The 25,908-nt window shown below is 62.1% G+C and carries 29 protein-coding genes; 16 read left to right on the top strand and 13 right to left on the bottom strand.

Annotated features, from left to right (window positions below; genetic code table 11):
- Positions 1 to 247 precede the first annotated feature (247 nt).
- The 5 genes from USDA257_RS22715 (at position 248) to USDA257_RS33080 (ending at position 2,641) form a co-directional block, all read left to right on the top strand.
- A complete protein-coding gene (locus USDA257_RS22715) occupies positions 248 to 748 on the top strand; it encodes a YbjN domain-containing protein (protein WP_014765331.1) in 501 nt (166 codons plus the stop codon).
- 1 nt (position 749) lies between these two features.
- Complete coding sequence (gene proC / locus USDA257_RS22710; protein ID WP_014765330.1) at positions 750 to 1,568, top strand: pyrroline-5-carboxylate reductase; 819 nt, start codon at positions 750 to 752, stop codon at positions 1,566 to 1,568.
- Positions 1,569 to 1,730: 162 nt separating this feature from the next.
- A complete protein-coding gene (locus USDA257_RS22705) occupies positions 1,731 to 2,072 on the top strand; it encodes a tRNA-binding protein (RefSeq protein WP_014765329.1) in 342 nt (113 codons plus the stop codon).
- Between the two features lie 6 nt (positions 2,073 to 2,078).
- Positions 2,079 to 2,231, top strand: a complete 153-nt coding sequence (locus USDA257_RS38050; RefSeq protein ID WP_223843366.1) for a hypothetical protein — start codon at positions 2,079 to 2,081, stop codon at positions 2,229 to 2,231.
- Positions 2,228 to 2,641, top strand: coding sequence for a protein-tyrosine phosphatase family protein (locus tag USDA257_RS33080; protein WP_223843365.1), 414 nt, complete (start codon positions 2,228 to 2,230; stop codon positions 2,639 to 2,641). The genes USDA257_RS38050 and USDA257_RS33080 overlap by 4 nt, the downstream gene beginning before the upstream one ends.
- A gap of 13 nt (positions 2,642 to 2,654) precedes the next feature.
- Here USDA257_RS33080 and USDA257_RS22695 read toward each other — a convergent pair whose 3' ends face one another.
- The 4 genes from USDA257_RS22695 to USDA257_RS22680 form a co-directional block, all read right to left on the bottom strand.
- Positions 2,655 to 4,037 (bottom strand): ATP-binding protein, encoded by a 1,383-nt coding sequence (locus tag USDA257_RS22695; RefSeq protein WP_014765327.1) that lies wholly within the window; start codon positions 4,035 to 4,037, stop codon positions 2,655 to 2,657.
- A 96-nt stretch (positions 4,038 to 4,133) separates the two neighbouring features.
- Positions 4,134 to 4,835, bottom strand: a complete 702-nt coding sequence (locus tag USDA257_RS22690; RefSeq protein ID WP_014765326.1) for a response regulator — start codon at positions 4,833 to 4,835, stop codon at positions 4,134 to 4,136.
- A 202-nt stretch (positions 4,836 to 5,037) separates the two neighbouring features.
- Positions 5,038 to 5,484 (bottom strand): MarR family winged helix-turn-helix transcriptional regulator, encoded by a 447-nt coding sequence (locus USDA257_RS22685; RefSeq protein WP_048657428.1) that lies wholly within the window; start codon positions 5,482 to 5,484, stop codon positions 5,038 to 5,040.
- 272 nt (positions 5,485 to 5,756) lie between these two features.
- Positions 5,757 to 6,380, bottom strand: a complete 624-nt coding sequence (locus USDA257_RS22680; protein WP_014765324.1) for a DUF1236 domain-containing protein — start codon at positions 6,378 to 6,380, stop codon at positions 5,757 to 5,759.
- A gap of 221 nt (positions 6,381 to 6,601) precedes the next feature.
- On the opposite strand from USDA257_RS22680, the gene USDA257_RS37230 reads away from it, so the two are divergent.
- Both USDA257_RS37230 and USDA257_RS22675 read left to right on the top strand, forming a co-directional pair.
- Positions 6,602 to 6,763 (top strand): hypothetical protein, encoded by a 162-nt coding sequence (locus tag USDA257_RS37230; RefSeq protein ID WP_014765323.1) that lies wholly within the window; start codon positions 6,602 to 6,604, stop codon positions 6,761 to 6,763.
- Positions 6,764 to 6,859: 96 nt separating this feature from the next.
- Positions 6,860 to 7,501, top strand: a complete 642-nt coding sequence (locus USDA257_RS22675) for an MBL fold metallo-hydrolase (RefSeq protein WP_041415530.1) — start codon at positions 6,860 to 6,862, stop codon at positions 7,499 to 7,501.
- Positions 7,502 to 7,583: 82 nt separating this feature from the next.
- Here the strand turns inward: USDA257_RS22675 and USDA257_RS22670 are convergent, their stop codons facing one another.
- The 3 genes from USDA257_RS22670 to USDA257_RS22660 all read right to left on the bottom strand — a co-directional run bounded on the left by USDA257_RS22670 (position 7,584) and on the right by USDA257_RS22660 (position 9,933).
- Entirely contained in the window at positions 7,584 to 7,994 is a 411-nt protein-coding gene (locus USDA257_RS22670; protein WP_014765321.1) for a BA14K family protein, read from the bottom strand.
- Positions 7,995 to 8,142: 148 nt separating this feature from the next.
- Complete coding sequence (locus USDA257_RS22665) at positions 8,143 to 8,358, bottom strand: cold-shock protein (RefSeq protein WP_014765320.1); 216 nt, start codon at positions 8,356 to 8,358, stop codon at positions 8,143 to 8,145.
- 672 nt (positions 8,359 to 9,030) lie between these two features.
- Positions 9,031 to 9,933 (bottom strand): DMT family transporter, encoded by a 903-nt coding sequence (locus tag USDA257_RS22660; RefSeq protein ID WP_014765319.1) that lies wholly within the window; start codon positions 9,931 to 9,933, stop codon positions 9,031 to 9,033.
- Between the two features lie 162 nt (positions 9,934 to 10,095).
- On the opposite strand from USDA257_RS22660, the gene USDA257_RS22655 reads away from it, so the two are divergent.
- Complete coding sequence (locus USDA257_RS22655) at positions 10,096 to 10,524, top strand: hypothetical protein (RefSeq protein ID WP_014765317.1); 429 nt, start codon at positions 10,096 to 10,098, stop codon at positions 10,522 to 10,524.
- 9 nt (positions 10,525 to 10,533) lie between these two features.
- Here the strand turns inward: USDA257_RS22655 and USDA257_RS22650 are convergent, their stop codons facing one another.
- Positions 10,534 to 11,724: a PQQ-dependent sugar dehydrogenase gene (locus tag USDA257_RS22650; RefSeq protein WP_014765316.1), complete on the bottom strand. Its 1,191-nt coding sequence runs from the start codon at positions 11,722 to 11,724 to the stop codon at positions 10,534 to 10,536.
- Between USDA257_RS22650 and USDA257_RS36960 the strand changes: the two genes are divergently transcribed.
- Positions 11,666 to 11,902: a hypothetical protein gene (locus USDA257_RS36960; RefSeq protein WP_048657426.1), complete on the top strand. Its 237-nt coding sequence runs from the start codon at positions 11,666 to 11,668 to the stop codon at positions 11,900 to 11,902. The two genes, USDA257_RS22650 and USDA257_RS36960, sit on opposite strands and share 59 nt — an antisense overlap.
- Here USDA257_RS36960 and USDA257_RS22645 read toward each other — a convergent pair.
- Together USDA257_RS22645 and USDA257_RS22640 are read right to left on the bottom strand one after the other, a co-directional pair.
- Complete coding sequence (locus USDA257_RS22645) at positions 11,899 to 12,099, bottom strand: hypothetical protein (protein WP_041414549.1); 201 nt, start codon at positions 12,097 to 12,099, stop codon at positions 11,899 to 11,901. The genes USDA257_RS36960 and USDA257_RS22645 overlap by 4 nt on opposite strands.
- On the bottom strand, positions 12,089 to 12,481 hold the full coding sequence (locus USDA257_RS22640; RefSeq protein WP_041414547.1) for a hypothetical protein: 393 nt from the start codon (positions 12,479 to 12,481) through the stop codon (positions 12,089 to 12,091). The genes USDA257_RS22645 and USDA257_RS22640 overlap by 11 nt, the downstream gene beginning before the upstream one ends.
- Before the next feature lie 459 nt (positions 12,482 to 12,940).
- On the opposite strand from USDA257_RS22640, the gene USDA257_RS22635 reads away from it, so the two are divergent.
- Positions 12,941 to 14,143 (top strand): pyridoxal phosphate-dependent aminotransferase, encoded by a 1,203-nt coding sequence (locus USDA257_RS22635; RefSeq protein WP_041414545.1) that lies wholly within the window; start codon positions 12,941 to 12,943, stop codon positions 14,141 to 14,143.
- A 117-nt stretch (positions 14,144 to 14,260) separates the two neighbouring features.
- On the opposite strand, the gene USDA257_RS22630 is transcribed toward USDA257_RS22635, so the two are convergent.
- Both USDA257_RS22630 and USDA257_RS22625 read right to left on the bottom strand, forming a co-directional pair.
- A complete protein-coding gene (locus USDA257_RS22630; RefSeq protein WP_014765313.1) occupies positions 14,261 to 15,133 on the bottom strand; it encodes an NAD(P)-dependent oxidoreductase in 873 nt (290 codons plus the stop codon).
- Positions 15,134 to 15,154: 21 nt separating this feature from the next.
- Positions 15,155 to 15,913, bottom strand: a complete 759-nt coding sequence (locus tag USDA257_RS22625) for an SDR family oxidoreductase (RefSeq protein WP_014765312.1) — start codon at positions 15,911 to 15,913, stop codon at positions 15,155 to 15,157.
- A 116-nt stretch (positions 15,914 to 16,029) separates the two neighbouring features.
- Here USDA257_RS22625 and USDA257_RS22620 point away from each other — a divergent pair, with 116 nt between their 5' ends.
- Entirely contained in the window at positions 16,030 to 16,920 is an 891-nt protein-coding gene (locus tag USDA257_RS22620) for a LysR substrate-binding domain-containing protein (protein ID WP_041415528.1), read from the top strand.
- A gap of 81 nt (positions 16,921 to 17,001) precedes the next feature.
- Here USDA257_RS22620 and carA read toward each other — a convergent pair whose 3' ends face one another.
- The gene (gene carA, locus USDA257_RS22615; protein WP_014765310.1) at positions 17,002 to 18,207 is read right to left on the bottom strand and encodes a glutamine-hydrolyzing carbamoyl-phosphate synthase small subunit; all 1,206 of its coding nucleotides are present in this window, start codon (positions 18,205 to 18,207) and stop codon (positions 17,002 to 17,004) included.
- A 326-nt stretch (positions 18,208 to 18,533) separates the two neighbouring features.
- Here carA and USDA257_RS22610 point away from each other — a divergent pair, with 326 nt between their 5' ends.
- The 5 genes from USDA257_RS22610 (at position 18,534) to tdh (ending at position 25,524) form a co-directional block, all read left to right on the top strand.
- Entirely contained in the window at positions 18,534 to 18,983 is a 450-nt protein-coding gene (locus USDA257_RS22610; protein WP_014765309.1) for a GatB/YqeY domain-containing protein, read from the top strand.
- Positions 18,984 to 19,118: 135 nt separating this feature from the next.
- Positions 19,119 to 21,110, top strand: a complete 1,992-nt coding sequence (gene dnaG, locus USDA257_RS22605; RefSeq protein ID WP_014765308.1) for a DNA primase — start codon at positions 19,119 to 19,121, stop codon at positions 21,108 to 21,110.
- Positions 21,111 to 21,201: 91 nt separating this feature from the next.
- The gene (recQ, locus tag USDA257_RS22600; protein WP_014765306.1) at positions 21,202 to 23,064 is read left to right on the top strand and encodes a DNA helicase RecQ; all 1,863 of its coding nucleotides are present in this window, start codon (positions 21,202 to 21,204) and stop codon (positions 23,062 to 23,064) included.
- 185 nt (positions 23,065 to 23,249) lie between these two features.
- On the top strand, positions 23,250 to 24,437 hold the full coding sequence (locus tag USDA257_RS22595; protein WP_014765304.1) for a glycine C-acetyltransferase: 1,188 nt from the start codon (positions 23,250 to 23,252) through the stop codon (positions 24,435 to 24,437).
- 49 nt (positions 24,438 to 24,486) lie between these two features.
- Positions 24,487 to 25,524, top strand: coding sequence for an L-threonine 3-dehydrogenase (gene tdh / locus USDA257_RS22590; protein WP_014765303.1), 1,038 nt, complete (start codon positions 24,487 to 24,489; stop codon positions 25,522 to 25,524).
- The last annotated feature ends 384 nt before the right edge of the window (positions 25,525 to 25,908 follow it).

Here is a 25,908-nt window from a genome sequence, read left to right as displayed (position 1 = left end):
AAATCCTAAGGCGACGAGAGTTCTTCCCTGCAATTTTTCGGCTCGGGGGCTGGCAGGGTGACTCTGCCGTTATACACTGATTTTAAATGATGATTCGAAACGGGCAGCGCAAGCTCCGGGCAGGGTAAGTAAGCCAGGATAGCCGCAGGTCCAGCAATCATAGTGTCGGTATCCGGTGTTGGGCTTGCAGCGTTGCGTCGAGCGAACGTGATCCTGCGCGCCTCGCGCCGTGCCTTTAGGGTGATGCATGAGCCTTTTGGAAATGGAAGTCGAGCGCCAATCCAACCCGGTCGATATGATCGAGTTTGTCGCCGCCAACAATGACTGGTCCTTCGAGCGGTCCGGCGAAGACGAGATCGCCATGACCGTCGAAGGCCGGTGGGCGGACTATCACGTTTCCTTTTCCTGGATGGAGGAGTTCGAGGCGCTGCATCTCGCCTGCGCCTTCGACATCAAGGTTCCGGAAAACCGCGTCAATGAGGTGATCCGCCTGCTCTCCCAGATCAACGGCCAGGTCCTGATGGGACATTTCGACCTCTGGCGCCAAGAAGAGGTCATCATCTTCCGGCAATCTCTCTTGCTTGCCGGTGGCGCCGAGCCGACGAACCGGCAGGTGGAAGTGCTTTTGTCGAGCGCGCTCGATGCCTGCGAAACCTATTTCCAGGCGTTCCAGTTCGTCGTCTGGTCAGGCATGGACGCGCAGCGCGCCGTCGATACCGTCCTGTTTGCGACCGTTGGGGAGGCATGAGATGAGCATCGCCGTTTCCGGTCCTATCGTCCTTGTCGGTGCCGGCAATATGGGCGGCGCCATGCTCGGCGGATGGATCAAGAGCGGCGTGCGAGGCGGCGATGTTCTCGTCGTCGATCCGGGCCCGTCCTCGGCGATGGAGAAACTGATCGCCGACAACGGGGTGGCCCATGCGACGGCTGCGCCCAAAGGCGTAACGGCGGGTGCGATCTTTCTCGCCGTCAAGCCGCAGGTCATGGACGCCGTGCTCCCGCCGCTGAAGGCGCTCGTCGGTCCCGACACGGTGATCGTTTCCGTTGCGGCCGGCAAGACGCTAGGTTTCATCGAGCGCCATCTCGGCAAAGCGGCGATCGTGCGCGCCATGCCCAACACCCCGGCAATGATCGGCCGCGGCGTGACCGGCGCTTTTGCCAACGCCCGCGTGACCGAAAAGCAACGGGCGCTCGTTCATGATCTCTTGAAGGTCAGCGGACCGGTCGAATGGGTTGCCAGCGAAGCAGACATCGATACAGTGACTGCACTTTCCGGAAGCGGACCGGCCTACGTCTTCTATCTCGTCGAGTGCATGGCGGAGGCTGGGCGAAAGCTCGGCCTCGAGGCGGACCTTGCCATGCGGCTCGCTCGGGAAACCGTCGCGGGGGCTGGTGAGCTCCTACACCAGTCCCCCGACGACGCCGCACGCCTGCGCCAGAACGTCACGTCGCCGGGCGGTACCACGGCCGCAGCTCTCGCAATCCTGATGGCGGATGACGGCATGCAGCCGCTCTTCGACGAGGCCATCGCGGCAGCGCGCCAGCGCGCCGAGGAACTGGCCGGTTAGCGACTGCCTCGCCGAACAGTTCTCCCCCCACTGGGAGCCGAGCGCATAGGGGCAGGCGTAACCTTGTCTTCCGTGAGCGCTTCCGAAATCCCTCGAACTGAGCTAAGCCGGACGCGGCCAAATCTTATCTAAAGGGCCAAGAATTCTGTCAAAGGGACTGTGATGTCGGACGTCATTGAGTTTTCCGATTTCGAACGTGTCGATATCCGGGTCGGCACGATCATCGAGGCCGAAGCTTTTCCCGAGGCGCGAAAGCCTGCCTATAAGCTGAGGATCGATTTCGGCCCCGAGATCGGCATAAAAAAATCATCGGCCCAGATCACCGTGCACTACGAGCCGGAGGATCTTATCGGGCGGCAGGTGCTGGGCGTGGTCAACTTCCCGCCGCGCCAGATCGGCCCTGTTCGCTCCGAAGTCCTGACCCTCGGTTTTGCAGACGAAGAGGGCGCGATCGTGCTTGCTGCGACCGACAAGCCGGTACCGAACGGCCGAAAATTGATGTGATGCGATATGACAGGTGAGGCTCAAGCGATTTCGGAGCGCATCAAGGTGTCCTGCCTTTGGCGGGCGGCGGAGGCAGCGCGGGAATGGCGTGCGAGCCATGTGCTTTCGCTGCTCGATCCGGAACTACCGGAAGGGGACGTGCCGATCCTCGATGGGTGAGCCATCGCGTCGTGCGGCTTCGCGACCAGGAAAATGCCGGCGCGACGCAGCACTTTCCCGATCGCGTCCAGGAGATCTTCGGAGTCATGCGAGTCGTTGCGGATGACCGGTCCAGCCGGATTCTCGTCCATTGCCACGCCGGCGTCAGCCGGTCGACGGCCTTCGCCTACGGCCTGATCGCGCATCAGCTGGGTGCGGGCAGGGAGGAAGAGGCCTTCGTGGCGCTCCTGGCCATCACGCGCAAGCCTTGGCCTAACCGCCGCATCGTCGAAATCCTCGACACGTCTCTGGGGCGGCAGGGCAGGCTGCTCGCGCCGCTCGATGCCATGCGCACGCGTTATCCGCGCCGGATCGAGGCGTGGCGGCGCTTCAACGAACGGCGTGGTCTAACCTCGACCTATTCGCGATAGCGGTTTCGAAAACTCACGTCGGGACGCGCACTGTGGCCCGCAGCCCGCCGAGCGGGCTGTCGCCGAGGGTGACGTTGCCGCCGTGGCTTCGGGCGATGTCGCGAGCAATGGCCAGCCCGAGGCCAGTGCCGGAACTGTCGAGATTGCGGGCCTCGTCCAGTCGGAAGAAAGGCTTGAAGACATCCTCCCGCGAATGTTCCGGAATGCCGGGACCATCATCATCGACGGTGATTGTCAGCCATTTGGAGGTATGGCGTGCCTCAATCCGCACCGCGTCGGCATAGCGATAGGCGTTCGACGCCAGATTGGCCACGAGACGCGTGAAGGCGTTCGGCCGGACGCGAATGTTGTCCTCTCCTTCGATCGCGGTGGACAGCGTCTTGCCGTAAAGCTCGGCCTCTGCCGAGAGGCGGGCCATCAGGTCGCTGAGCCTCAACTGCCCGACATCTTCTTCCGCTTCGCCGCGGGCAAAGGCGAGATAGCCCTCCAGCATGTTCTGCATGTCCTCGACGTCCTGGTTGAAGCTGTCGAGGTCCGGATTGTCGCCGGCGAGCGCGAGCTGCAGCTTGAAGCGCGTCAAGATCGTGCGCAAATCGTGGCTGACACCGGTCAGCATGGCGGTGCGCTGTTCGATCTGGCGTTCGATGCGTTCGCGCATCAGGATGAAGGCGAGGCCGGCGCGGCGGATCTCGTCGGCGCCGCGCGGGGCGAAGTCATCGATCTTCTGTCCCTTGCCGAAGCTCTCCGCAGCGTTGGCGAGCGCGAGGATCGGACGGATCTGTCCGCGCAGGAAAAGGATCGCGATCGCCAGCAGGACAAGCGATGCGCCGACCATCCAGACGAGAAAGATATGCGTATTCGACGCATAGGCCTGATTGCGCCGCGCATAGACGCGGAGGATGCGGCCGTCCTCGAGCTTGATGCGGATCTCGACGATCTTCGAGTTGCCGACCGTATCGATCCAGAAGGGGCGGCGGATCTGGTTCGAAATCTCTTCGCTGAGGATCTGGTCAAGAATCTCGAAGAAGGGCTTGGGCCGGGGCGGCGGCAGGTCTCCGCCCGGTTCGACGGCGATGTTGAGGTCGAGCTCGTCACGGGCGATTCGGACGATCTGGTCTATGTCGCCGTCTTGCGGAAAGGTCGTGATCAGGTCGACGATTGCCGCGATGTCGTTGGTGACCGCGGCCGACAGACGCTGCGTGACGAGCTGCCAGTGCCGCTCCATGAAGACGAAGGCGACAACCGACTGCAGCAGCACCATCGGGATGACGACGATCAGCAGCGACCGGGCGTAAAGGCCCATCGGCAGGCGGCGACGCAGCCAGCGGCTGAAGCGCTTCCAGGCGCTGTCGGCGCTGTTCGATCTTGCGCGCCTGAGGCTGTCAAGGCTTACCATCGTCGTCTGCGTCGTTACCGGGACATCGTATGTTAAAGCGGGATGGCGAATGCTGTGAAGCGGATTTCCCGCCCGCCCGCGGTTTCTAGTCTTAGTCTAGTCGACACTCAATCGATAGCCGATGCCGCGCACCGTCTGCAGCCAGACCGGGTTGGAGGGGTCATCCTCGATCTTGCGCCTCAGCCGGTTGATCTGCACGTCGATCGTCCGCTCGCCGACCTCCGCGTCGTCGCCGATCAATTCGTGCCGAGGAATGGTTTCGCCGGCGCGCTGCGAAAACAGGGTCATGATCTCCTGTTCGCGATCGGTCAGCCGGATGTGCTCGGCACCGCGGCGAAGCTCCTTGCGCACCACCGAAAACGTATAGGGGCCGAAGATGACCTGATCCACCTTCGGCGCCTGGGTCGGCTGGTTTCGGCGCAATATGTTGTTGATCCTGAGCACGAGCTCGCGCGGCTCGAAAGGTTTCGGCAGGTAGTCGTCGGCGCCCGCCTCGAGGCCCTCGATGCGGGAATTCGCCTCGGCGAGGGCCGTCAGCATGATGATCGGCACGGTCTTGATCTGTCGCAGGTTCTGAGTGAGCGAGATACCGCTTTCGCCGGGCATCATCACGTCCACTATCATAAGGTCGAAATCGAGTCCGATGAGCTTTCGCCTCGCTTCGCCGGCATCGGCCGCCGTGGTCACGCGAAATCCCTGTTCAATCAGAAAGCGGTTGAGCAGGTCGCGAATGCGCCGGTCGTCATCCACGATCAGAAGATGCGCCGCGTCATCGGCCACTTTCGCTTTGGCTATCATCCTTGGCAACCCTTGTTCTCGGCAGAGCCTATTTCCCCTCGACCGCGCCGAGATCGGACCGAACCGATCCGGATCACAAGCGGTCCTCCTCCCAAATTTGAGTGACCGCGCATTGAAGCAGATGCGCAGCGGTCGCCCCATTCCCTGATTCCAGGGGTTTATCCGCTAATCCTAATAAATTCGAAGGCGGAGCCTCCCGGCATCAGTCCGCGTCGCTGTTCTTCATGTTGACGAGAAACCGCTTCACGATTTCGCGCGCGCCGGGACCCGTCTTCGCCAATGCATCCGCTATGCGGCGGGACTGTGGCTCCGCAAGCGCCCTCGCCAATGCCTGGCCCTCTTTCGTCGTATAAAGCATGCGTTGGCGCCTGTCCTCCGGACCGGTCACCTGGCGAATATAGCCCGAGTCGATCAATTGCTTGAGGACGCGGGCGAGGCTCTGCTTGGTGATCTTCAGCGTATCGAGGAGGTCGGCCACGGTCATGCCCGGTTCCCGATTGACGAAGTGCACGACGCGGTGGTGCGCGCGTCCGAAGCCGCTCGTTTCGAGAATGGCGTCCGGATCGCCGGTGAAGTCGCGATAGGCAAAGAACAGCAACTCTATAATCTCGAAATCGATCGCGTCTTCATCCTTGGTAACATCGGTCATGTACTGGCTGTTATCCCTGGTTTGGCCGGCCACGCAGTCATTTCCTTTCAGGCAGATTGCACCTTGCGACATATATAGGAAGATATGTCAGCTTTGTTGACACAATTCTACCGGATGAGGTCGAATCATCGGTGCTGCGCTGGCGGGCAGGATAGGCCGGGGCGCCTGTATTGTTGAGGGACTAAGTTGGAAGGCAGGAAAGGCTGCTGCGGAATAGCCTCGCAGCGCGTTTTGTCACGCGCTGCGACAGCAAGTCATCGAGAGATCGGGCGTCAGCGATAGATGTAGACGATCCGCCGCGTGGAGGGTTCCACAAGAACAGGTTGCCCGTTCACCATCACATATTCGTAGTTGTAGTCCGGGATCTGCCGGACGGCCACGGTGTTCGGCAATGTGGCGCCAAGAACCACCTCGCCATCGAGATAGACCGGGTCGACGGGGTTGGAGGTGATGTAGGTGTTTACTGCCGGAGGCGGGGTAATGGCATCGACCTCTCCGACCGGGCCGATTAGTTCGAGCGGCTCGGCCGGAGTGACCACCGTGCTACCGGTCGCCTCGTAGGTGACGGCCGGAACGCCAAGCTCGGCGCGTCGCTCGGAAATCACCACCGTGGAACCGCTTTGGTCGGCTGCGAGATACTTGGCATAGGCCCAGCCGCTGACGCCGCCGACGTTGACGCGGCACCACAGGCTGCCTTCGATGCAGCCTTCGAGCACGGTCGTGCTGCCGCGCGCCGCCAGGCCGACGATCGGATATTGCGGGCCGGGACCGGCGCGCACATTGAGATCGGTCACTGCCGTCGCGCTCATCGCCGCAGCGGCGGCCGAAACGCCTCCAGCGAGGATCAAACCCGCTGCCGCGACCGTTCTGATCAGGTGGGGGGAGAGGGTCTTCATTGTCTTGCTCCTCTTCTATGATGCGGGCCAAACGCCCCGTACGCCCCGGATGTTCCCGGCGTGACATCAGGAAATGTGAACATGAAACATATTGCCGTCGCCGAGCGTTGCTTGGGCCGACGGTGGAGTGCCTCGCTGTAACAGAGATCGCCCTCAGCCACCGAGGAACGGACGAAGTTTCGACCCCTGAACAAAGGGCGTCATCAACCGGGAGGCCGGAAATGCAGTATGAGACTGTTGACGAGGCCAAGCTTACCGCCCGGCGGCTGCGTCCGCTGGTCCTTGTTGTCGTGGCGGCGAAGCTCGCCGTTTCCACCCTGTTGCTCACCACGGTGCAATTTCCAACCGAAGCGGGAACACCCGAAATTGTCGCGCTTCGCTGATTTGCGCTGATTCTGCCCCGACATCTCGCTATAGGTGGCGCAGTGATGGCGGCATACTCCCGCCTGATTGCAATCCAACAACGAGGCATGGTCGGCATGTTACAGGCGGGCATCATCCCGGTTACGCATTTTCAACAGAATTGCACGGTGCTGTTCGACAGCGAGACCAAGGAGGGCGTGATCGTCGATCCCGGCGGAGATGTCGACTTGATCCTGCAGACGATCCGCGAAAACGGCATCACGCTGAAGGCGATCTGGCTAACGCACGGCCATATCGATCATGCCGGCGGCGCCAAGGAATTGAAGGAAGCGCTCGGGCTTAAGATCATCGGACCGCACGAGGACGACCGGCCGCTGCTGGAACGGCTGGAGGGACAGGCGGAGCGGTTCGGCCTGGCGATGAAGGTGCAGAACATGCTGCCGGATCAATGGTTAGAAGACGGAGACACAGTCTCCTTCGGCGATCACGTCTTCGAGGTACTGCACTGCCCTGGTCACGCGCCGGGTCATGTGGTCTATTTCAACCGCGCGCAGAATTTCGCCCATGTCGGCGACGTGCTATTTCACGGCTCGATCGGTCGCACCGACCTGCCCGGGGGCGACCATCAACAGCTTCTCGATTCCATTCGCGACAAGATTCTGCCGCTCGGGGACGATGTCGGCTTCATCTGCGGCCACGGACCGGGCGGCCGGATCGGCGAGGAGCGCCGCACCAACCCCTATCTGCGCGGGCTCTGAGGGCGGGTGTTGCTTGCAGGACATAAAAAACCCCGCGACTCGAGCGAGGCGCGAGGGTTTCATCGGTTTTGAGCGGCTGTGATCAGCCGGCCGTGCAGAAATGGCTGCGGCCGTCATAGCCGACAAAGGTGCCGCTCTCCGCATCGAAGGAACGGTAGCGCTGCGAGCAATAACGGTACCAGGCCGGGGTCCAGGGCTCGAGATCGTAGCTATCGACGACAACCTGACGATAGGCCGGGCGGGCCCGGTAGACCGGGCGGGGCTGGTAAACCGGGCGCGGCTCGTAGTATTCGGGCTCCGGATCGATATAGACCCGTTCACTGTAGCGGGGCTGCGAGGCGATCGCGCCGCCGATAAGCGTTCCTGTCACCAGGCCGACTGCGCCTGCCGCCCACGCATCATCGTGATCGCCTGCCTGGGCAGTGCCGAAGGTCGGGAGAACCAGAGCGGCGGCGGCGACAGAAAGAACGGCTGCTTTGAGGAAATTGTTCATGGGCTTCAATCCTGTGCATGGGGAGCCGGACTGAAGGCCCGGCTTTCATGATGAACAGACCCTATATGGCCAAAACTGAACGGAGCCTGAACGAAAAAACCCGGCAAAAATGCCGGGTTGCAAACTGAATGAGTGACAGAGAGCGGCGTTAGCCGACGATCTGCAGGTTGACGGCCTTCGGGCCCTTGCCGCGGCGATCCGGCTCGGTGTCGAAGGATACTTTCTGGTTTTCGCTCAGTCCGTTCAGGCCGGAGGCCTGCACGGCTGAAATATGTACAAAGATGTCTGCGCCACCATTTTCAGGCTTGATGAAGCCAAAGCCCTTGTCGGTGTTGAAGAATTTTACAATGCCAGTCTCGGCCATGCGTCAGGTCCTTTTCTCTCCACCCGGTCGAGGGGTGGCATTACAGTTTTGCCCAGAAGGGCGTGGGGCAGGCAGTTCTCGACAATTGAGGAAAGGGTCCTGTTATCGCGACTAACCTTTGGAAGGATGGCAAAAATAGCCCTCCCCCGGTTTTTCGCCCGGAGTGGCTTGCGTCTCCGGCTCGCATTTATTTCAAGATCTTCCCGCGTTCGCAAATTGCCCGAACACAGTAAGAGTGATCAGTTTATTTTGACTTGGCAAGCAAAACTTTTCCGCCGAGGTATTGAGACTTCTCATTGCTCAAAAACAGGTCAATTCGCCGCTTGGCGGAGGACATTCCTGACGCGCTGCAAGCTGTTGAATCCACAGCTTTTTGGTGGGCCGTTCTGAGGTCGTGGATTTTTTGCGCCAATTTCTGTCGCTGTCGAACATGCCTCTATGTTGGGCAGTCCGGGATCCGAGTCGCAACCCTCTGATAAATCTCATCCTTCGAGCAAAGCCGACCGGTGCTAAAGTGGCTGTAGGAATTTGCAGAAAAAATACAAAGAACATTGGCCATTGCTCGCCTCCGCGCCGTGCTGATCCGTTTTGGGGCAGAGTAGAGTGGCTGTGAACAGTAATAAGTAATATAGTAAGTCCAGCTCGGTTGCCTGTGTAGCTAATTCTTGTAAGTCAAGCGGCGGCTTCTGCCGCCTCGCGCCGCCGCTTAGTGAGCTCCGGCACGAGCTCGACGACCAGCATCGCTGCGCAGATGACGACGCAGCCGAGATAGCCGATAGGGGTGATGACCTCGTCCAGCAGCAGGACGCCGAAAAGCGCCGCGAACAGCGCCTCGCTGGACAGCAAGATTGCTGCCTGCGGTGCCGTCGTATAGCGCTGGCCGACCACCTGGCAGATGAAGGCGATGCCGCTCGAAAACACCCCAGCATAGAGAATCTGGGGCAGGGCGGCCTCGATGACGTCGAGACTCAACGGCTCGAAGGCAACAGCGAGCAGGCTCCCCAAGACGGCGCAGACGGCAAATTGCGTCATCGACAGGAGCATCGGCCGCCCCGTGCCCGCGGCGAAGATTCCGATCAGCAGAACTTGGATCGCCCAGAAGAAGGCGCAGACGATCGTCAGCAGATCTCCGCCGTTCAGTCCCGACAAAGTGCCGCCGCTCAAGAGAAAGATGCCGAAACTTGCCATCAGCGCAGCTGGCCAGATGATCCAGTGCGGCCGTCGACGCAGAAAGACGACCGTAAGGGCAGGGACGAAGATAACGTAAAGCCCGGTCAGGAAGCCGGAATTGGTGACAGTGGTGGTGAGCAGCCCGAACTGTTGCGTCAATGCGCCGCCAAACAGCGCCAACCCGATAAAGATGAAATTGCGCATCGCCCCGCGCGGCAGCGGCGATGTGGCCCGCCGGGTCTCGATAAGCGCCAGCGGCAGCGCCACGAGCGTGGCGATTGCGAACCGCAGGCCGATGAACCAGAGCGGACCGATTGCCGCCATCGCCGTCGACTGGGCGACGAAGCCGGCTCCCCAGATCGCGCCGGAAAACAGCAGGAACAGATTGGCCTGGATGCGAGTCACGGAAGGCTCCGGCGCGAGCGAATGGACGGAAAGCAATACAAAGCAGCTTCGCCCCGTGATTGCACCGCCGCTCTACCAGTTGCGTTTTTGTCGGGCAAGTCTCATCGTCGCTTTCCGAAGCGCGGAATGGAATGTGGCGTGACGATCGGATCGGTGGCGAATATGAGCCTAGCGGGCTACTCCGGCACGCCGCTCGAGAAGAAGCTCGGCCTGCGCGACGGGCAGGTGGCGCTGCTTCTCGATGTGCCGCCCCATCTGCAGGAGATTGCCGCTTTTCCTGGATTCACCTACCTCGCCACGGCGATCGAGGGTGCGGCGTCGCGTCGCTTCGATTACATTCATAGCTTCAATACCGAGAGGTCTAGGCTAGAGGCGCAGGCGGCCGCCTTGGCCGACCGGCTGAGGCCCGGTGGGATGCTCTGGATATCCTGGCCGAAACGCGCTTCCGGCGTTGCCACCACGCTTACCGAGGATGCCCTTCGGGAGATATTCCTGCCGCTCGGCCTCATCGACGTGAAGGTCTGTGCGGTGGACGCGGTGTGGTCCGGGTTGAAGTTCATGTTCCGAAAGGAAATCAGGTCGTCGCTCTGAAGTAGGACTTCATTGGGTCGGCGCCTTCGAGACCCGCAGAACGACGCCATTAGGCTCGTCGGTCACCATGAGCAGCGCGCCGTCCGGTGCGACGATCACATCGCGGATGCGGCCGAATTCGCCATCGAACAGCCGTTCCTCGGAAGTGATCGCCCCGGTGTCGTCACGCTCGAGCCGCGCCAGCAACTGGTATTTCAGCGCGGCGATCAGCAGGTTGCCGTTCCATTCGGGAAACATATTGCCGCGATAGACCGCGATCGCGCCGGGGGCGATTGAGGGATCCCAGTGATAGAGAGGCTGCTCCATTCCCTCCTTGGCGGTGCCTTCGCCGATCTCCGCGCCGGAATAGTCTTTTCCGTAGGTGATCACAGGCCAACCATAATTCTTGCCCGGCTGTGGATTGTTCACCTCATCGCCGCCGCGCGACCCATGCTCGACGGTCAGGAGCTTGCCGTCTGCCGGATCGAAGGTGATGCCCTGGGGATTGCGGTGTCCTTTGGACCAGATCTCGGCTCGGCCTTCGGTACCGCCGCGATAGGGGTTGGAAGCCGGGATGGAGCCATCGGCATTGATATGCAGGATTGCGCCGGCATGGTCACGCGGGTCCTGGGCCCGATCACGATCGCCTCGGTCGCCGATGCCGAAGAAAAGGCTGCCATCGCGGTCGATGGCGATGCGCGAGCCAAAATGCTGGCCGCCCCGCGTGAACCGGTCCATCCGGAAGATTTCCTTCACGTCCGTCAGCCTCTGCTCGTCGTCGGAGAGCGTCGCGCGCACGAGAACGGTGCCGTAACCGCCGTCGCCGCGCGCCGACAGGGTGAGGTAAAGGGCGCGGTTCGTAGAAAACTGCGGGTCGAGTGCGACGTCGAGCAGCCCACCCTGGCCATGCTCGGCGACGTCCGGAACACCTTTGATCGCGGGCGAGAGCTTGCCGTCGCGGAGGATGCGGAGGCGTCCTGGCCGCTCGGTCACGATCAGCGCGCCGTCAGGCATGACTTCGACCGCCCAGGGATACTGAAGCCCGCCTGCGAGTGTCTCGATGAGGACCGTCCCCGTCTGTGCCTGGAATTCCCGAGCCTGTTGTGCAGCGGCAGGGAGAGCGGCGGACAGGAATAAGGCGGTGGCCAGAGGCAGAACGGCCATGATCAATGCCGCGCGGCTCTTGCTCGACTTGGTTTTTGTCCAACGCACGGGCCGCATTGCGCTTCGACGCTCCTATGCTCGGCCGGCAAGCCTGCTCAGCCAGGCTTGGCTGCTCATAATCGATTGGGGAGAAACTGGTGCGCAGCCGCCTCCGCTTCAAGTCAAATCCGATCAAAACGGCTTTATCGTGGGTGTGAGCGGCGTGAGCGTGACGTCCAACGCCTGTTGGTCCTAACCGACCACATTCTTCGCCGCGTGCTTCTCCGCGGCGAAGAGCTCAGCCTTGGCCTTCATGTAAAAGCCTTTGCCGACCAGCAACAGGCCCGCAAGGGCAATCATGGCGATGATCGCCACGATGATCGTCTCGGTGGCCGACAACCGGGCAAGGAAACCGGCGCGCTGCTCAGGCAGATCGTCTCCGTCATCGGCCATGGCGTCTGCTTCTCGCCCTGCTGAACGCGGCGATCTGGCGACGCCCGACGACGAAAGTGGTGGCGGCCGTGAGCGCCGCTGCAAGCAGCGTCGCTCCGGCGAGCATCTGCCGGCCAGCTTCCGTCCTCGTCTGCGGTTGATCAAGACCCGCCCGTGCGGTGGGGGCAGCCGGGGCAGGGTCGGCAACGATCAGCATCGCAAACTTCGCGTCGGCGCCAGCGGATTGTTCGAACTTGCCCTCGGCCGCCTGGGCCGCCGTCTCGACCACCAGACCGAAGATCATCACCATGCAGACTGCGAGCGCCGCAAGCGCGAGAAAAAATCCCCAGCGCGCCTCGTTACGGCCCGTTCGCGTCGAAGCGATTTCGTCATCGAGAAACATAGCACACCCCCACGATGCCAGTGCATTTCGCGTCAGATGAGAAGACGCCTGGATATCGGCTCTTGCGGGACGGAATTGGGGCGCTCTGCGACAGTTATTGTGGCGAAACAAGGGCGGTGGGTAAACGCGTGAGAATCGCGGGATTTCCGAGATAAAGGGTGTCGACGATGCTGCGGGCGGAAACCCTTCGCGTTGGGCCGCGGGAACCCCGGCGAGGCGAAATTACCCCAGGCTGGGAGCCTGCGCGAACGGACAGGTGCCCGCCTTCCATCGAAGCTCGTGATCGTATTGATGAAACTTTGTCATGGTGACGCATTTTGCACGGCCTGGCCGCCGTTTTTCTGCGTCGAACGCTTGCAAGGCCCTGCGTCTTTCGACATAGACCTAACCGCTATGGAGCCCGATCCTCCGTTCCGTAGCGCCTCACGCCCCGTTTCGAAACGATCAGGACCTCACACCATGGCCTTCCTTGCTGATGCCCTTTCTCGTGTAAAGCCCTCCGCCACCATTGCCGTTTCGCAGAAAGCCCGCGAGTTGAAGGCGAAAGGCCGCGACGTCATCGGCCTCGGAGCCGGGGAGCCGGATTTCGACACGCCGGACAACATCAAGATGGCGGCGATCGACGCGATCAATCGCGGCGAAACGAAGTACACGCCGGTCTCCGGCATTCCGGAACTGCGCGAGGCGATCGCGAAGAAGTTCAAGCGCGAGAACAATCTCGATTACACCGCCGCGCAGACGATCGTCGGCACCGGCGGAAAGCAGATTCTTTTCAACGCCTTCATGGCGACCCTTAACCCGGGCGATGAAGTCGTGATCCCGGCTCCCTACTGGGTGTCTTATCCGGAGATGGTGGCGCTGTGCGGTGGCACGCCGGTGTTCGTTTCGGCGACGCAGGAAAACAACTTCAAGCTCAAGGCCGCGGATCTCGAGAAGACGATCACGCCGAAGACCAAGTGGTTCGTCTTCAACTCGCCATCAAACCCCTCGGGCGCTGCCTATTCGCATGACGAACTCAAGGCGCTGACGGATGTGCTGATGAAACATCCGCATGTCTGGGTGCTGACCGATGACATGTACGAGCACCTGACCTATGGCGACTTCAAGTTCGCAACGCCGGTCGAGGTCGAGCCCGGCCTCTACGACCGCACCTTGACGATGAACGGCGTCTCCAAAGCCTATGCGATGACCGGCTGGCGCATCGGCTATGCCGCCGGCCCCTTGCAACTCATCAAGGCGATGGACATGATCCAGGGCCAGCAGACCTCGGGCGCCACCTCGATCGCGCAATGGGCCGCTGTGGAGGCGCTGAACGGCTCGCAGGATTTCATCCCACGCAACAAGGAGATCTTCCAGGGTCGGCGCGATCTTGTCGTCTCCATGCTGAACCAGGCCAAGGGCATTTCCTGCCCGACGCCGGAAGGTGCCTTCTACGTCTATCCCTCCTGCGCCGGGCTGATCGGCAAGACCGCCCCGTCGGGAAAGGTCATCGAGACCGACGAGGACTTCGTCTCCGAGCTTCTGGAAGTGGAAGGCGTTGCGGTGGTGCACGGTTCGGCCTTCGGTCTAGGCCCGAACTTCCGCATCTCCTATGCGACCTCCGAGGAACTCCTCGAAGAGGCTTGCCGCCGAGTCCAGCGTTTCTGCGCCGCCTGCAAGTAACGGCGCGGACAAAGCAACACACGTCAAGCCCGCCGTTCCCGGCGGGCTTTTTCATGCTCAGAAATCGATTCGGCAATTGCCCAAGTCGATTCAGGAAGAAGCCCTATCTTATTGAGTCTACACTAATTCCCGCCTCCTGATCAGTTCGACCACTGCGGAGATGTCGTCGTCGCCATGCCCTTGGTCGACCCGGCTGGTAGCAAGCCTTCGCATGACGTCGATGAAGTCAGGCGCGACGTCTTGTTCGCCGCTCGCGCGGACAATATTTTCGAGGGCGACCGTCTGCATCGCCAGGTTGGAGACGACGTTGCGGTCGTGCAGGCCGCTGTCGATCTTGTCGGCCAGGTCGGGGAGGGTGCCGCTCATCGCCTCGAGCCATGGCAGGAGAAGCGCTAGAAAATCGGTCATCCTGTCGCCGCTGCTTGCCACCAGTGCAGCGGCATGCAGGAAGCCCGAGAAGAGGCCGTACATGCCAGACAGAAGCGCGAGGTCATAGAGCGCCGCGCGGCCCGGATCCCCGCCGAGATAGCGGCCTTCGGCGAGCGCGATCAGCGACGGCTTGTGCCGCTCGAAAAGAGCGGTCGAGCCGCTGTAAAGGATCAAGGTTCCGGCCTCGCCGATCATCGGCGGGATCGCCATGATGCCGCCGTCGAGATAGGCAGCACCCTTCGCCGTCGCCCAAGCCGCCAGTTCCTGCGCATCGCGCGGAGTGCCATTGGTGAGATTGACCAGGTCGCGGCCAGCGAGTGCGCCCTCTGCCTCCTCCAGGACTGCCCTGGCGGCGGCGTAGTCGACGACGCAAAGAATCACAAGATCGGCTTCGGCCACAGCGTCCGCCGGGCTTGCCGCAATGCTTGCGCCGGCCGCTGTGAGCGGCTCGGCCCGCGCTGGCGTGCGGTTCCAGACCGTTACCGAATGACCGTTTCGCATGAGGGTTGCGGCAAGCGCGGAGCCCATCGCGCCGGTGCCGAGGGTGGAAATTCTGCTCATGGGTTACTCCTTGACATCGTCTCAGGCGACGGAAAGCTTCTGGCCAAGGCCGCCATCGACGGCGAGCTTTGCCCCGGTGGTGAAGGTGGCCTCGAAGGCGAGGAACAGAACGGCGCGTGCCACTTCGTCGGCAGTGCCATTGCGCCTCATCGGCGTCACGCTGTCGCCGAGCGCCTTGAACTCGGCGCGCTCGGCGTCGCTCAAGCCCGCCACACCCTTGGTCGGGGTGTCGACGAAGCCGGGACTGACCGTGTTGACGCGGATGCGGCGCGGCAGAAGCTCGGCCGCTAGTACGGAAGCGAAGGAGACGAGTGCCGCCTTGGTGGCGCTGTAGACGCTCATGCCGGGGTGACCGCCCTCATCGGCGACCGATGATGTAAACACAATCGAGCCACCTTCGCGGATCAGCGGTGCCAACCGCTGCACGGTGAAGAAGGCGCCCCTGGTGTTGACCGCAAACTGACGGTCGTAGGACGCCTCGCTTACCTTGTCGAATGTCTCCAGTTCCGAGATGCCGGCATTGACGTGCAGCAGATCGATGGCGCCCAGCTTTTGGCCGGCCATCGCGCCGAGCACGGTGATGTCGTTGAGATCGGCGATATCGGAGCGCAGCGCATGCACGCGTGCGCCGAACTCCTGCTTGATCCTTGCCAGGTTGTCCTCGTTGCGTCCGGTCAAGAGCACGTCCGCGCCGCCATCGACGAGACGCGTGACGGTCGCGAGCCCCATGCCATGCGTGCCGCCGATCACGACGGCCTTTTTGCCTTGGTAGATTGTCATGATGTCTTCCTCTTCGTTCAAAACAGACGATGAGGTAGAGGTGCATTCGTGGACGACTTTATGCTAGACGGGAAAATGTGGACCTATCGTTCACATATGCAGACGATAGAGAGATCATGGCGAACCTGAACGACTTCACCTTCTTTGTCCACGTGGTCGACCATAAAGGCTTTGCCCCGGCGGCGCGGGCGCTCAATCTGCCGAAATCGACGCTCAGCAAGCGGCTAGCCATCCTCGAACAGGACCTTGGCGTCCGCCTCATCAATCGGACATCGCGCCGCTTCTCGGTGACCGAGACGGGTGAGGATTTCTATCGCCATGCGGCAGCAATGCTGATCGAAGCGGAGGCTGCAGAGAATATCGTGAAGGGGCGGCTCGCCGAGCCGAGCGGTGCGGTCAGGATCACCGCTTCGGTACCGACGGCTCAGCTCTCGCTGGCGCCGCTGCTGCCCGAACTCGCGCTCGCCTATCCGAAGCTGCGCGTGATCCTGCACGCGACCGACCGCTTCGTCGACATTGTTCAGGAAGGCTTTGACCTTGCCGTTCGCGACCACTTCGCGCCGCTTCCGGATTCGGGCCTCGTCCAGCGCCGCGTCGGATCGCAAGCGAAAATGCTTGTCGCCGCATCTGTCTATTTACACCAGCGGGGAATGCCCCTGGAGCCCGCGGATCTGGCACAGCACGACGGCCTGATGACGTCGCTTACGTCGGACGGCTGGGTAATGGAGCACGCCGATGGGGCGAGTGTGGAGATTTCACCAAAGCCACGTTTCGTGGCGGACGAGTCCCGCGTCCTGCGCGAAGCGGCTATGGCGGGGCTCGGCATTACCACCTTGCCCGGCAAGCTTTGCCAGGATGAGATCGCAAGCGGCGCTCTGGTCCGAATCCTGCCGGAATGGACTGCGGGCAAAGTGATGACGACCATCCTGATGCCGCATAGGCGCGGCCAACTACCGTCGGTGCGCGCGACCGTAGATTTCCTGGCGGCTCGCCTCGGCGAGGGCTGACATGCGGCTGCTAGGCCATATTACAAAGCAGAAGGCCCGCACACGCGGCGGGCCTTTCATCACAATTCGGGAACCGTGCGCTCAGCGCTCAGCCAGCGCCGGTTCGCCCTTCTTCTCGCGGATGAGGTTCAGGAAGCGACGGAAGAGATAGTGACTGTCCTGCGGCCCGGGCGAGGCTTCCGGGTGGTGCTGGACCGAGAAAACCGATTTACCATTGACGCGCAGGCCGCAATTGGTGCCGTCGAAGAGCGAAACGTGAGTCTCTTCAACGCCTTCCGGCAGCGACTTCGAATCGACCGCGAAGCCGTGGTTCATCGAGACGATCTCGACCTTGCCGGTCGTGTGGTCCTTGACCGGATGATTGGCGCCGTGGTGCCCCTGATGCATCTTCTCGGTCTTGGCGCCGAGCGCCAGCGCCAGCATCTGGTGACCGAGGCAGATCCCGAAGACCGGTATGTCGCTTTTCAGCAGGTTCTTGATCACCGGCACCGCGTATTCGCCGGTGGCGGCCGGGTCGCCCGGGCCGTTCGAAAGGAAGATACCGTCCGGTTTCAAGGCCAAGACTTCCTCAGCGCTCGTCTCGGCCGGAACGACCGTGACCCGGCAATCGAGGCCGGCGAAAAGGCGCAGGATGTTGCGCTTGACGCCGTAGTCGAGCGCCACGACGTGATAGGCGGCTTCGGTTTCGCCGAGTGTCGAGTGACCTTCGTTCCACACCCAGGGCTTCTCGGTCCAGCGATAGGACTGGCCTGAGGTCGCAACCTTGGCAAGATCGAGTCCCTCGAGGCCGCCCCAGGCTTTTGCTTCCGCCTTCAGCGTCTCGATGTCGAAGACGCCGGCCGGATCATGGGCGATGACGGCGTTCGGCATGCCGTTCTCGCGGATCCAGGCGGTCAGCGCCCGCGTATCGATGCCGCAAAGCCCGATGACGCCGCGCGCCTTCAGCCAGGCGTCGAGGTGCTTGGCGGCGCGATAGTTGGAAGGATCGGTGATGTCGGCCTTGAAGATGACCCCTACGGCGCCGTGGCGGGCCGCCGGCGTCAGATCCTCGATGTCCTCATCATTGGCGCCGATATTGCCGATATGCGGGAAGGTGAAGGTGACGATCTGGCCGAGATAGGAAGGGTCCGTCAGGATTTCCTGATACCCGGTCAGCGCCGTGTTGAAGCAGACCTCGGCCTGGACCTTGCCGGTTGCGCCGATGCCCTTGCCTTCGATCACCGTGCCGTCGGCCAGAACGAGCAGGGCGGTGGGTTTCTGGATTGTCCATGCGGGTGTCGCGGTCATCGTTCCTATCCCGTTGCGGCGGACCGCGCGGCTTTAAAGCCGGTCGGTTCAGCCCCCTTCAAATTGCATGCGGCATGGCGCGCGGAAGCCCCGCGAGAAAGAGGTTCATGCCGATGTTCGTGCAGGTGCCGGAAAATAAACAAAGGCTCTCATCGGGTCAACCGGCCGCCGTGAATTGTCGGGAAATAAAGTTCCTTAAAATTCAACCGGTTGCGCATTCGGTTTGATTGTACCTGCCGCACTGGTTTAAGACGACGACAACAACGAGGCAAACGAGCTGGTCCGGACGCTGGCAGCCGGGGCCGGCTTCGGGACGGAGTACAGATATGCGCGAGCAATTCGCAAACGCCCTTAAGGAAGCTCTGAAAGCCAGGGATGCCCGGCGGACTTCGACCGTTCGGCTGATCCAGGCAGCCATCAAGGACCGCGATATTGCCAATCGCGGTCAGGGCAAGGATCCGGCAAGCGATGATGAAATCATGCAGATCCTCGCCAGGATGATCAAGCAACGCGAGGAATCGGCCCGCATCTACGACCAAGGCGGCCGCCCGGAACTCGCAGAGCAGGAGCGGCAGGAAATCGCCATCATCAACGCGTTCCTGCCCGAGCAGTTTTCGGAGGAGAAGATTCGGGAGCTCTGCGTCGCGATCATCCAGGAAACCGGTGCCCAGGGCTTGCGTGATATGGGCAAGTGCATGAACGTGCTGAAGGAGCGCTATCCCGGCCAGATGGATTTCGCCAAGGCTTCCAGCATCCTCAAGGAACTGTTGAAATAGCCCATTGCGCGCGATCCTTGAGGGCGCGCTGCTTTCGTTCAGCCGTCCCTCTCCCTGTGAATTGCGGGCAATACCAAAGGGGACTGTGGCTTCCTCCAGCCATGCCGCTTATATGGAAGCTGGCCAGAGGTACCCATGCGCTTGTCACCGTCCTTCCTTGACGAGATCCGCGACCGCGTTCCGATTTCGGACGTGATCGGCAAGCGCGTCACCTGGGACCGGCGCAAGACCAATGTGTCGCGCGGCGATTACTGGGCCTGCTGCCCTTTCCACGGCGAGAAGTCGCCGAGCTTCCATTGCGAGGACCGCAAGGGCCGCTATCACTGTTTCGGCTGCGGTGTTTCCGGCGATCATTTCCGCTTCCTGACCGATCTCGAAGGCTTGAACTTTCCCGAAGCAGTTCAGCAGATCGCTGATATGGCGGGCGTCGCGATGCCGCAGCCCGACCCGCAGGCCGAGCGGCGGGAGAAGGAACGGACGAACCTCCTCGACGTCATGGAACTGGCGACGCAGTTCTTTCAGGATCAGCTCCAGAGCGCGATGGGGGCGAAGGCGCGCGCCTATCTGCGCGAGCGCGGCCTGACCGGCCGGACGATCGAGACATTTCGACTGGGCTATGCGCCGGACAGCCGCAACGCCTTGAAGGAGTTTCTCGCCGGCAAGGGTGTCGGCAAGGAGCAGATCGAGGCCTGTGGCCTTGTCGTGCATGGGCCGGACGTCCCGGTCTCCTACGACCGCTTTCGCGACCGGATCATGTTCCCGATCCTTTCGGCACGCGAGAAGGTGATCGCTTTTGGCGGGCGGGCCATGTCGGCCGATGCGCCAGCCAAATATCTGAACTCCAACGAGACCGAACTCTTCCACAAGGGCAATGTGCTCTTCAATTTCGCGCGCGCCCGGCGTGCCTCGCAGGGCGCCGATGGAGTCGGCACGATCATCGCCGTCGAAGGCTACATGGACGTGATCGCGCTACATCAGGCGGGTATCGAGAATACCGTGGCACCGCTCGGCACGGCGCTCACCGAGAACCAGCTCGACCTCCTCTGGAAGATGACGTCGCAGCCGGTGCTTTGCTTCGACGGCGACGGCGCCGGCATCCGGGCGGCCAATCGCGCCGTCGACCTGGCGCTGCCGCACCTGAAGCCCGGCCGTTCCGTCCGTTTCGCCATGCTGCCGGACGGCAAGGACCCGGACGACCTCGTCCGCCATGAAGGACGCGAGCCGTTTGACAAGGTGCTCGCCAATGCCCGCTCGCTGGCAGACATGGTCTGGATGCGTGAAGTGCAGGGCGGCACGTTTGATACGCCGGAAAAACGCGCCGAGCTCGAAGCGCGGCTGAGGCAGGTGACCTCGGTCATCGCCGACGAAAGCGTCCGCCGCCATTACGGCCAGGACATGCGCGACCGGCTGAACGCCTTTCTGCAGGGCAATGCGCCGTTCAGAAGTGACCGGCGTCCCTTCGAGCGAGGTGGACGGGAGCGCGGTGGTCGGCAAGGCGGCGGCTTTCGTCATGCCGGCGGCGACCGAAACGCCGGCCCGACCACGATCTCCGATCGCCTTGTGCGCTCCTCGCTCGTCAGTGGTCAGCAGGCAGCGCCATCGCTGCGCGAAAGTGTGTTGGCACTGACGATCGTCAATCACCCGCAACTGCTTTTCGACGAATATGACGAGATCTCGACGATCGAGTTCGATCATCGCGATCTGCAGCGTTGCTGGGCGGCGGTTCTGAACGCGGCGGCGGCAAACGGCCCGCGGCTGACACGGGAAAGTCTCGTCGAGCAACTGGAGGCGGAGGGGTTCGGCGCCCTGATCGGCGCCCTCGACCAGCAGATTCGCTATGCGCGGCTATGGACCGCGACCACGGCGGCCGCACCCGAGGATGCGCGCGAGGGTTACCTGCAGGCGCTTGCGCTGCACAAGCGCACCAAGGCGCTCAATTGGCAGCGACGCGAGCTCGAAAGGGAACTGGCGCATGCCACCGAAGAAGGCGATCTCGAGGTCGTGCCGCAACTGTTGCGCACACTTCAGGAGGTCCAATTGGAAGTGACCCGGCTCGAGAACCAGGAAGCAATAATTGAAGGCTTTGGCGTGCTTTCCGGACGGGTCAAGGGACCGGCAGCACGGTAGTGAGGTCGGAGTTCCCGGTTAGCACGATCTTCCAGCCGTTTGCGTCCAACTTTCCCAAATCCCATACTGCCCGCACGACGAAAGCGATTCCATGTCCGAAAGTCACGACACCACCGCGCACCTGTTCGACATGCGAGGCCTCGGAAATTCTCTCGATATCCTCAAGCGCATCTATGGCTATTCCGCCTTCCGCGGTCAGCAGCAGGCGGTCATCGAACACGTGGCGGAAGGCGGCGATGCGGTCGTGCTTTTCCCGACCGGGGCGGGCAAGTCGCTCTGCTTCCAGATTCCGGCGCTGTGTCGCAAAGGCGTCGGCATCGTCGTCTCGCCGCTGATCGCGCTGATGCGGGACCAGGTGGAGGCGCTGAAGCAGCTCGGCATTCGCGCCGCCGCGCTTAACTCTTCCCTGACCCGCGACGAGGCAATCGCCGTCCGCCGGGCGCTCTCGGCGGACGCCCTGGACCTGCTCTACGTGACGCCGGAGCGTGCGGTGACCGACGGGTTCGCCGAGATGATCGGCGACATGGACATCGCCCTCTTCGCCATCGACGAGGCGCACTGCGTGTCGCAATGGGGGCACGATTTTCGCCCCGAATATCGCGGCCTCGATTGCCTTGCGTCGCGCTTTCCCGGCGTGCCGCGCGTTGCGCTGACGGCCACCGCCGACCCGCATACGCGCGACGACATGATCGAGCGACTGGGGCTCAATGGCGCACGGGTTTTCACCTCCAGCTTCGACCGGCCGAATATCGCCTACGAGATCGTCGAACGCGACCAGCCGCGCCAACAGCTCCTGCGTTTCCTGTCGCGCTTCAAGGACTCGAGCGGCATCGTCTATTGCCTGTCGCGCGCCAAGGTCGAGGACACCGCCGATTGGCTGAACGAACAAGGCATCCGCGCGCTTCCCTATCATGCCGGTATGGATCGATCTTTGCGCGATGCACATCAGGATGCCTTCCTTAAAGAGGAAAATCTCTGCCTCGTCGCCACCGTTGCCTTCGGAATGGGGATCGACAAGCCGAACGTGCGCTATGTGGCGCATCTCGACCTGCCGGGTTCGGTCGAGGCCTATTACCAGGAGACGGGAAGGGCGGGGCGTGACGGACTGCCGTCGGAGGTCTGGATGGCCTATGGCATGGCCGATGTCATCCAGCGCCGGCGCATGATCGACGAGGGCGGCGCGCCCGACGAGATCAAGCGCATCGAACGGTCCAAGCTCAACGCCCTGCTGGCGATCTGCGAAACGGTCGGTTGCCGGCGCCAGGCGATCCTTGCGCATTTCGGCGAGGCGCATCCCGGCCGCTGCAGCCACTGCGACACCTGCCTGAAGCCGGTCGAAACCTGGAACGGCACGGAAGCGGCGATCAAGGCACTCGCCGCCGTCTACCGGACCGGCGAGCGGTTCGGCACCGGCCACGTCATCGACGTGCTGATCGGGACCGTCAATGAAAAGACCAAGCGCTTCGGCCATGTCGACATACCGGTCTTCGGTGCCGGCAAGGACCTGCCGGCGCGAACCTGGCAATCGGTCTTCCGGCAATTGCTGGCCGCGGGGCTGATCACGGTGGATCATGCCGCCTTCGGGGCCTTGAAGCTCGAGCCGGAGGCACGAAGTGTCTTCAAGCGCAAGCGCCAGGTGTTCTTCCGCAAGGATCGGCCCGGTTCCGGCAAGGCGGCGCGCGGCCAGAAGCCGGCGGCTCGTGAGCGCTCCGACCTTGCCGGCTCCGATCTCGAGCTTTTCGAACGCCTGCGCGCCGAGCGGTCCTCGATCGCCAAGGACTTGAACGTCCCGCCCTATGTCGTGTTCCCGGACACGACCTTGATCGCGCTCGCCAAACGGCGACCCCGCGACTTCGACGATCTCCTCGACATACCCGGCATCGGCGAGAGCAAGCGGGAGAGGTATGGCGAGGCTTTTCTGGCGGTAATCGAAGCGTTCGAGGATGGTGGCTGATCGAGCAATGCCGGCGGCATGCGTGCGCAGGCGTGCAGGGATCCAGCAGCGCCGCGTCGGCGGCGCGGATCACGCTTGAAACCCGCGCGTTTCACCTCAACAATGCAGTGAGAATGTGCTGCATGTCGAAAGTCGTCATGCTATTTGTCTAGACGAAATCAGTCCTCGATTGAAAGCGACCAGCCATGACCTCTGCTTTCCTCACTCACCTCCGTTCGGAACTCGAGGGCCTGAAGACGGCCGGGCTCTACAAGTCGGAGCGGGTCATCACGTCGAAGCAAGCGGGCGAGATCGAAGTCGCGTCCGGCGAAAGGGTCTTGAACTTCTGCGCCAACAACTATCTGGGGCTCGCCGATAACGAGGAGCTTGCCGATGCCGGCAAGAAGGCGCTCGACCGCTACGGCTACGGCATGGCCTCGGTGCGTTTCATCTGCGGCACGCAGGAGGAGCACAAGCAGCTCGAGGCGCGTATCTCCGCGTTCCTCGGCATGCAGGACACGATCCTCTATTCCTCCTGCTTCGATGCCAATGGCGGGCTGTTCGAGACGCTGCTCGGTGAGGAAGATGCAATCATCTCGGATGCGTTGAACCACGCCTCGATCATCGACGGGGTGCGGCTCTCCAAGGCGAAACGGTTCCGTTACGCCAACAACGACATGGCGGCGCTGGAAGAGGAGCTGAAGAAGGCTGAGGGCAGCCGCTTCAAGCTGATCGCCACCGACGGCGTCTTTTCCATGGACGGCATCATCGCCAATCTCGAGGGCGTCTGCGATCTGGCGGAGAAATACGGCGCGATGGTCATGGTCGACGACAGCCATGCGGTCGGTTTCGTCGGCAAGCATGGCCGCGGCTCGGCCGAGCATTGCGGCGTCGAGGGCCGGGTCGACATCGTTACCGGCACGCTCGGCAAGGCGCTGGGCGGTGCCTCGGGCGGCTACACTTCGGCCAAAGCCGAGGTCGTCGACTGGTTGCGCCAGCGCTCGCGGCCCTATCTCTTCTCCAATACTCTTGCTCCGGTTATCGCCGCCGCATCGCTCAAGGTCTTCGAACTGATCGAAAACGGCGATGCCGTTCGCGAGCGACTTTACGCAAATTCGGCACTCTTCCGGGCGGAAATGTCGAAGCTCGGCTTCACGCTGGCCGGCGAGGGGCACCCGATCATTCCCGTGATGCTTGGCGATGCGGCACTGGCGCAGGAGATGGCGGCGCGCATGCTGGCAAAGGGCGTCTACGTCATCGGCTTTTCCTTCCCGGTCGTGCCGAGAGGACAGGCGCGCATCCGCACCCAGATGTCGGCGGCCCACAGCGAGGCCGACGTCCGCCGCGCGATCGCTGTTTTTGAAGAAGTCGGCCGCGAGTTAGGGGTAATCTAGGAAGCGATTTGGGGGAGCCCGCGTTACGGCCAGGAGGAGTGTGTTTGCGATGACCAACATGATGAAGGCGCTGGTCAAGACGAGGCCGGAAGTCGGGCTGTGGATGGAACGCGTGCCGGTGCCCGAGGTCGGGCCGAACGATGTCCTGATTCGCGTCAAGAAATCGGCGATCTGCGGCACCGATGTCCATATCTGGAATTGGGACCAATGGGCGCAGAAGACCATTCCGGTGCCGATGGTCGTCGGCCACGAGTTCATGGGCGAAATCGCTGAAGTCGGCTCGGCGGTCACCAAGCATCATGTCGGCGAACGGGTCTCCGGCGAAGGCCATATCGTTTGCGGCAAGTGCCGCAATTGTCGGGCGGGCAGGGGGCACCTCTGCCGCAACACGCTCGGCGTCGGCGTCAACCGACCGGGCTCTTTCGCCGAGTTCGTCTGCCTGCCGGAATATAATGTCGTGACGATCCCGGATGACGTGCCGGACGAGATCGCCGCCATCTTCGATCCGTTCGGCAACGCCGTGCACACGGCGCTTTCCTTCGATCTCGTCGGCGAGGATGTTCTCGTTACCGGCGCCGGGCCGATCGGCATCATGGGGGCGCTGGTCGCCAAGCGCTCGGGCGCGCGCAAGGTGGTGATCACCGACATCAATCCGGTGCGCCTCGACCTCGCCCGCAAGGTCGGGATCGATTATGTCGTCGATGCCTCGAAGGAGAACCTCGCCGATCTGATGCGGTCGATAGGCATGACCGAAGGGTTCGATGTCGGGCTCGAAATGTCGGGCGCGGCACCCGCCTTTCGCGACATGATCGACAAGATGAACAATGGCGGCAAGATCGCCATTCTCGGCATTGCGCCGGCCGGCTTCGAGATCGACTGGAACAAGGTGATCTTCAAGATGCTCAACCTGAAGGGCATCTATGGCCGCGAAATGTTCGAGACCTGGTACAAGATGATCGCTTTTGTCCAGGGTGGGCTCGACCTTTCGCCGATCATCACCCACCGCATCGGCATCGATGCGTTTCGCGACGGATTCGAGGCGATGCGCTCCGGCAATTCCGGCAAGGTGGTGATGGATTGGCTGTGATGTGACTGCCGGTTGCATCCTGAAGCCAAATAACAGGGCTAATCCCGGAAAAAGCCTGCGCCCCTTGTCTTTTAAGAGGGCGCTCCTACATCTTGTGCCAACCCTGGTGAACGGCGAGGAATTCCCGTCGACAAGCGTTTTTTGCCGATTTGCGCGGTTTTTCACCGGAAATGCTTGACGGGATCAAAAATTCTGGGAATCACCATTTCAAGCAGAAATGGCGACATGGTACGGCGGATAGGGAATCATGCCAGAGACGACTCAGTGGCAGGACTGTCGAAGCTTGCCCGCTCAGCCGCGATCGCTGTCGTGGTTAATCAGGAATTAAACATCATCCCGTTACGTCAGGGGAAATGAGTCGGTGGCGGGTGCGCGGCGCGCCCG

This window comes from Sinorhizobium fredii USDA 257, from assembly GCF_000265205.3.
Lineage (GTDB): Bacteria > Pseudomonadota > Alphaproteobacteria > Rhizobiales > Rhizobiaceae > Sinorhizobium > Sinorhizobium fredii_B.
The sequence above is the reverse complement of the archived record's forward strand: the minus strand, read 5'-3'. Positions and strand labels throughout refer to the sequence as shown.

Coding starts and splice junctions, on each gene's coding strand:
- USDA257_RS22665 (WP_014765320.1), bottom strand. CDS start 8,358: ATGGCCGAGACTGGCATTGTAAAATTCTTCAACACCGACAAGGGCTTT.
- USDA257_RS22650 (WP_014765316.1), bottom strand. CDS start 11,724: ATGCGGCCCGTGCGTTGGACAAAAACCAAGTCGAGCAAGAGCCGCGCG.
- proC (WP_014765330.1), top strand. CDS start 750: ATGAGCATCGCCGTTTCCGGTCCTATCGTCCTTGTCGGTGCCGGCAAT.
- USDA257_RS22595 (WP_014765304.1), top strand. CDS start 23,250: ATGACCTCTGCTTTCCTCACTCACCTCCGTTCGGAACTCGAGGGCCTG.
- USDA257_RS22635 (WP_041414545.1), top strand. CDS start 12,941: ATGGCCTTCCTTGCTGATGCCCTTTCTCGTGTAAAGCCCTCCGCCACC.
- USDA257_RS37230 (WP_014765323.1), top strand. CDS start 6,602: ATGCAGTATGAGACTGTTGACGAGGCCAAGCTTACCGCCCGGCGGCTG.
- USDA257_RS22655 (WP_014765317.1), top strand. CDS start 10,096: ATGAGCCTAGCGGGCTACTCCGGCACGCCGCTCGAGAAGAAGCTCGGC.
- recQ (WP_014765306.1), top strand. CDS start 21,202: ATGTCCGAAAGTCACGACACCACCGCGCACCTGTTCGACATGCGAGGC.
- USDA257_RS22630 (WP_014765313.1), bottom strand. CDS start 15,133: ATGAGCAGAATTTCCACCCTCGGCACCGGCGCGATGGGCTCCGCGCTT.
- USDA257_RS36960 (WP_048657426.1), top strand. CDS start 11,666: ATGATCAATGCCGCGCGGCTCTTGCTCGACTTGGTTTTTGTCCAACGC.
- USDA257_RS22685 (WP_048657428.1), bottom strand. CDS start 5,484: ATGACCGATGTTACCAAGGATGAAGACGCGATCGATTTCGAGATTATA.
- USDA257_RS22715 (WP_014765331.1), top strand. CDS start 248: ATGAGCCTTTTGGAAATGGAAGTCGAGCGCCAATCCAACCCGGTCGAT.
- tdh (WP_014765303.1), top strand. CDS start 24,487: ATGACCAACATGATGAAGGCGCTGGTCAAGACGAGGCCGGAAGTCGGG.
- USDA257_RS22690 (WP_014765326.1), bottom strand. CDS start 4,835: ATGATAGCCAAAGCGAAAGTGGCCGATGACGCGGCGCATCTTCTGATC.
- USDA257_RS22680 (WP_014765324.1), bottom strand. CDS start 6,380: ATGAAGACCCTCTCCCCCCACCTGATCAGAACGGTCGCGGCAGCGGGT.
- dnaG (WP_014765308.1), top strand. CDS start 19,119: ATGCGCTTGTCACCGTCCTTCCTTGACGAGATCCGCGACCGCGTTCCG.
- USDA257_RS22675 (WP_041415530.1), top strand. CDS start 6,860: ATGTTACAGGCGGGCATCATCCCGGTTACGCATTTTCAACAGAATTGC.
- USDA257_RS22695 (WP_014765327.1), bottom strand. CDS start 4,037: ATGGTAAGCCTTGACAGCCTCAGGCGCGCAAGATCGAACAGCGCCGAC.
- USDA257_RS22705 (WP_014765329.1), top strand. CDS start 1,731: ATGTCGGACGTCATTGAGTTTTCCGATTTCGAACGTGTCGATATCCGG.
- USDA257_RS22640 (WP_041414547.1), bottom strand. CDS start 12,481: ATGTTTCTCGATGACGAAATCGCTTCGACGCGAACGGGCCGTAACGAG.
- USDA257_RS22610 (WP_014765309.1), top strand. CDS start 18,534: ATGCGCGAGCAATTCGCAAACGCCCTTAAGGAAGCTCTGAAAGCCAGG.
- USDA257_RS22645 (WP_041414549.1), bottom strand. CDS start 12,099: ATGGCCGATGACGGAGACGATCTGCCTGAGCAGCGCGCCGGTTTCCTT.
- USDA257_RS22670 (WP_014765321.1), bottom strand. CDS start 7,994: ATGAACAATTTCCTCAAAGCAGCCGTTCTTTCTGTCGCCGCCGCCGCT.
- USDA257_RS22620 (WP_041415528.1), top strand. CDS start 16,030: ATGGCGAACCTGAACGACTTCACCTTCTTTGTCCACGTGGTCGACCAT.
- USDA257_RS22625 (WP_014765312.1), bottom strand. CDS start 15,913: ATGACAATCTACCAAGGCAAAAAGGCCGTCGTGATCGGCGGCACGCAT.
- carA (WP_014765310.1), bottom strand. CDS start 18,207: ATGACCGCGACACCCGCATGGACAATCCAGAAACCCACCGCCCTGCTC.
- USDA257_RS38050 (WP_223843366.1), top strand. CDS start 2,079: ATGACAGGTGAGGCTCAAGCGATTTCGGAGCGCATCAAGGTGTCCTGC.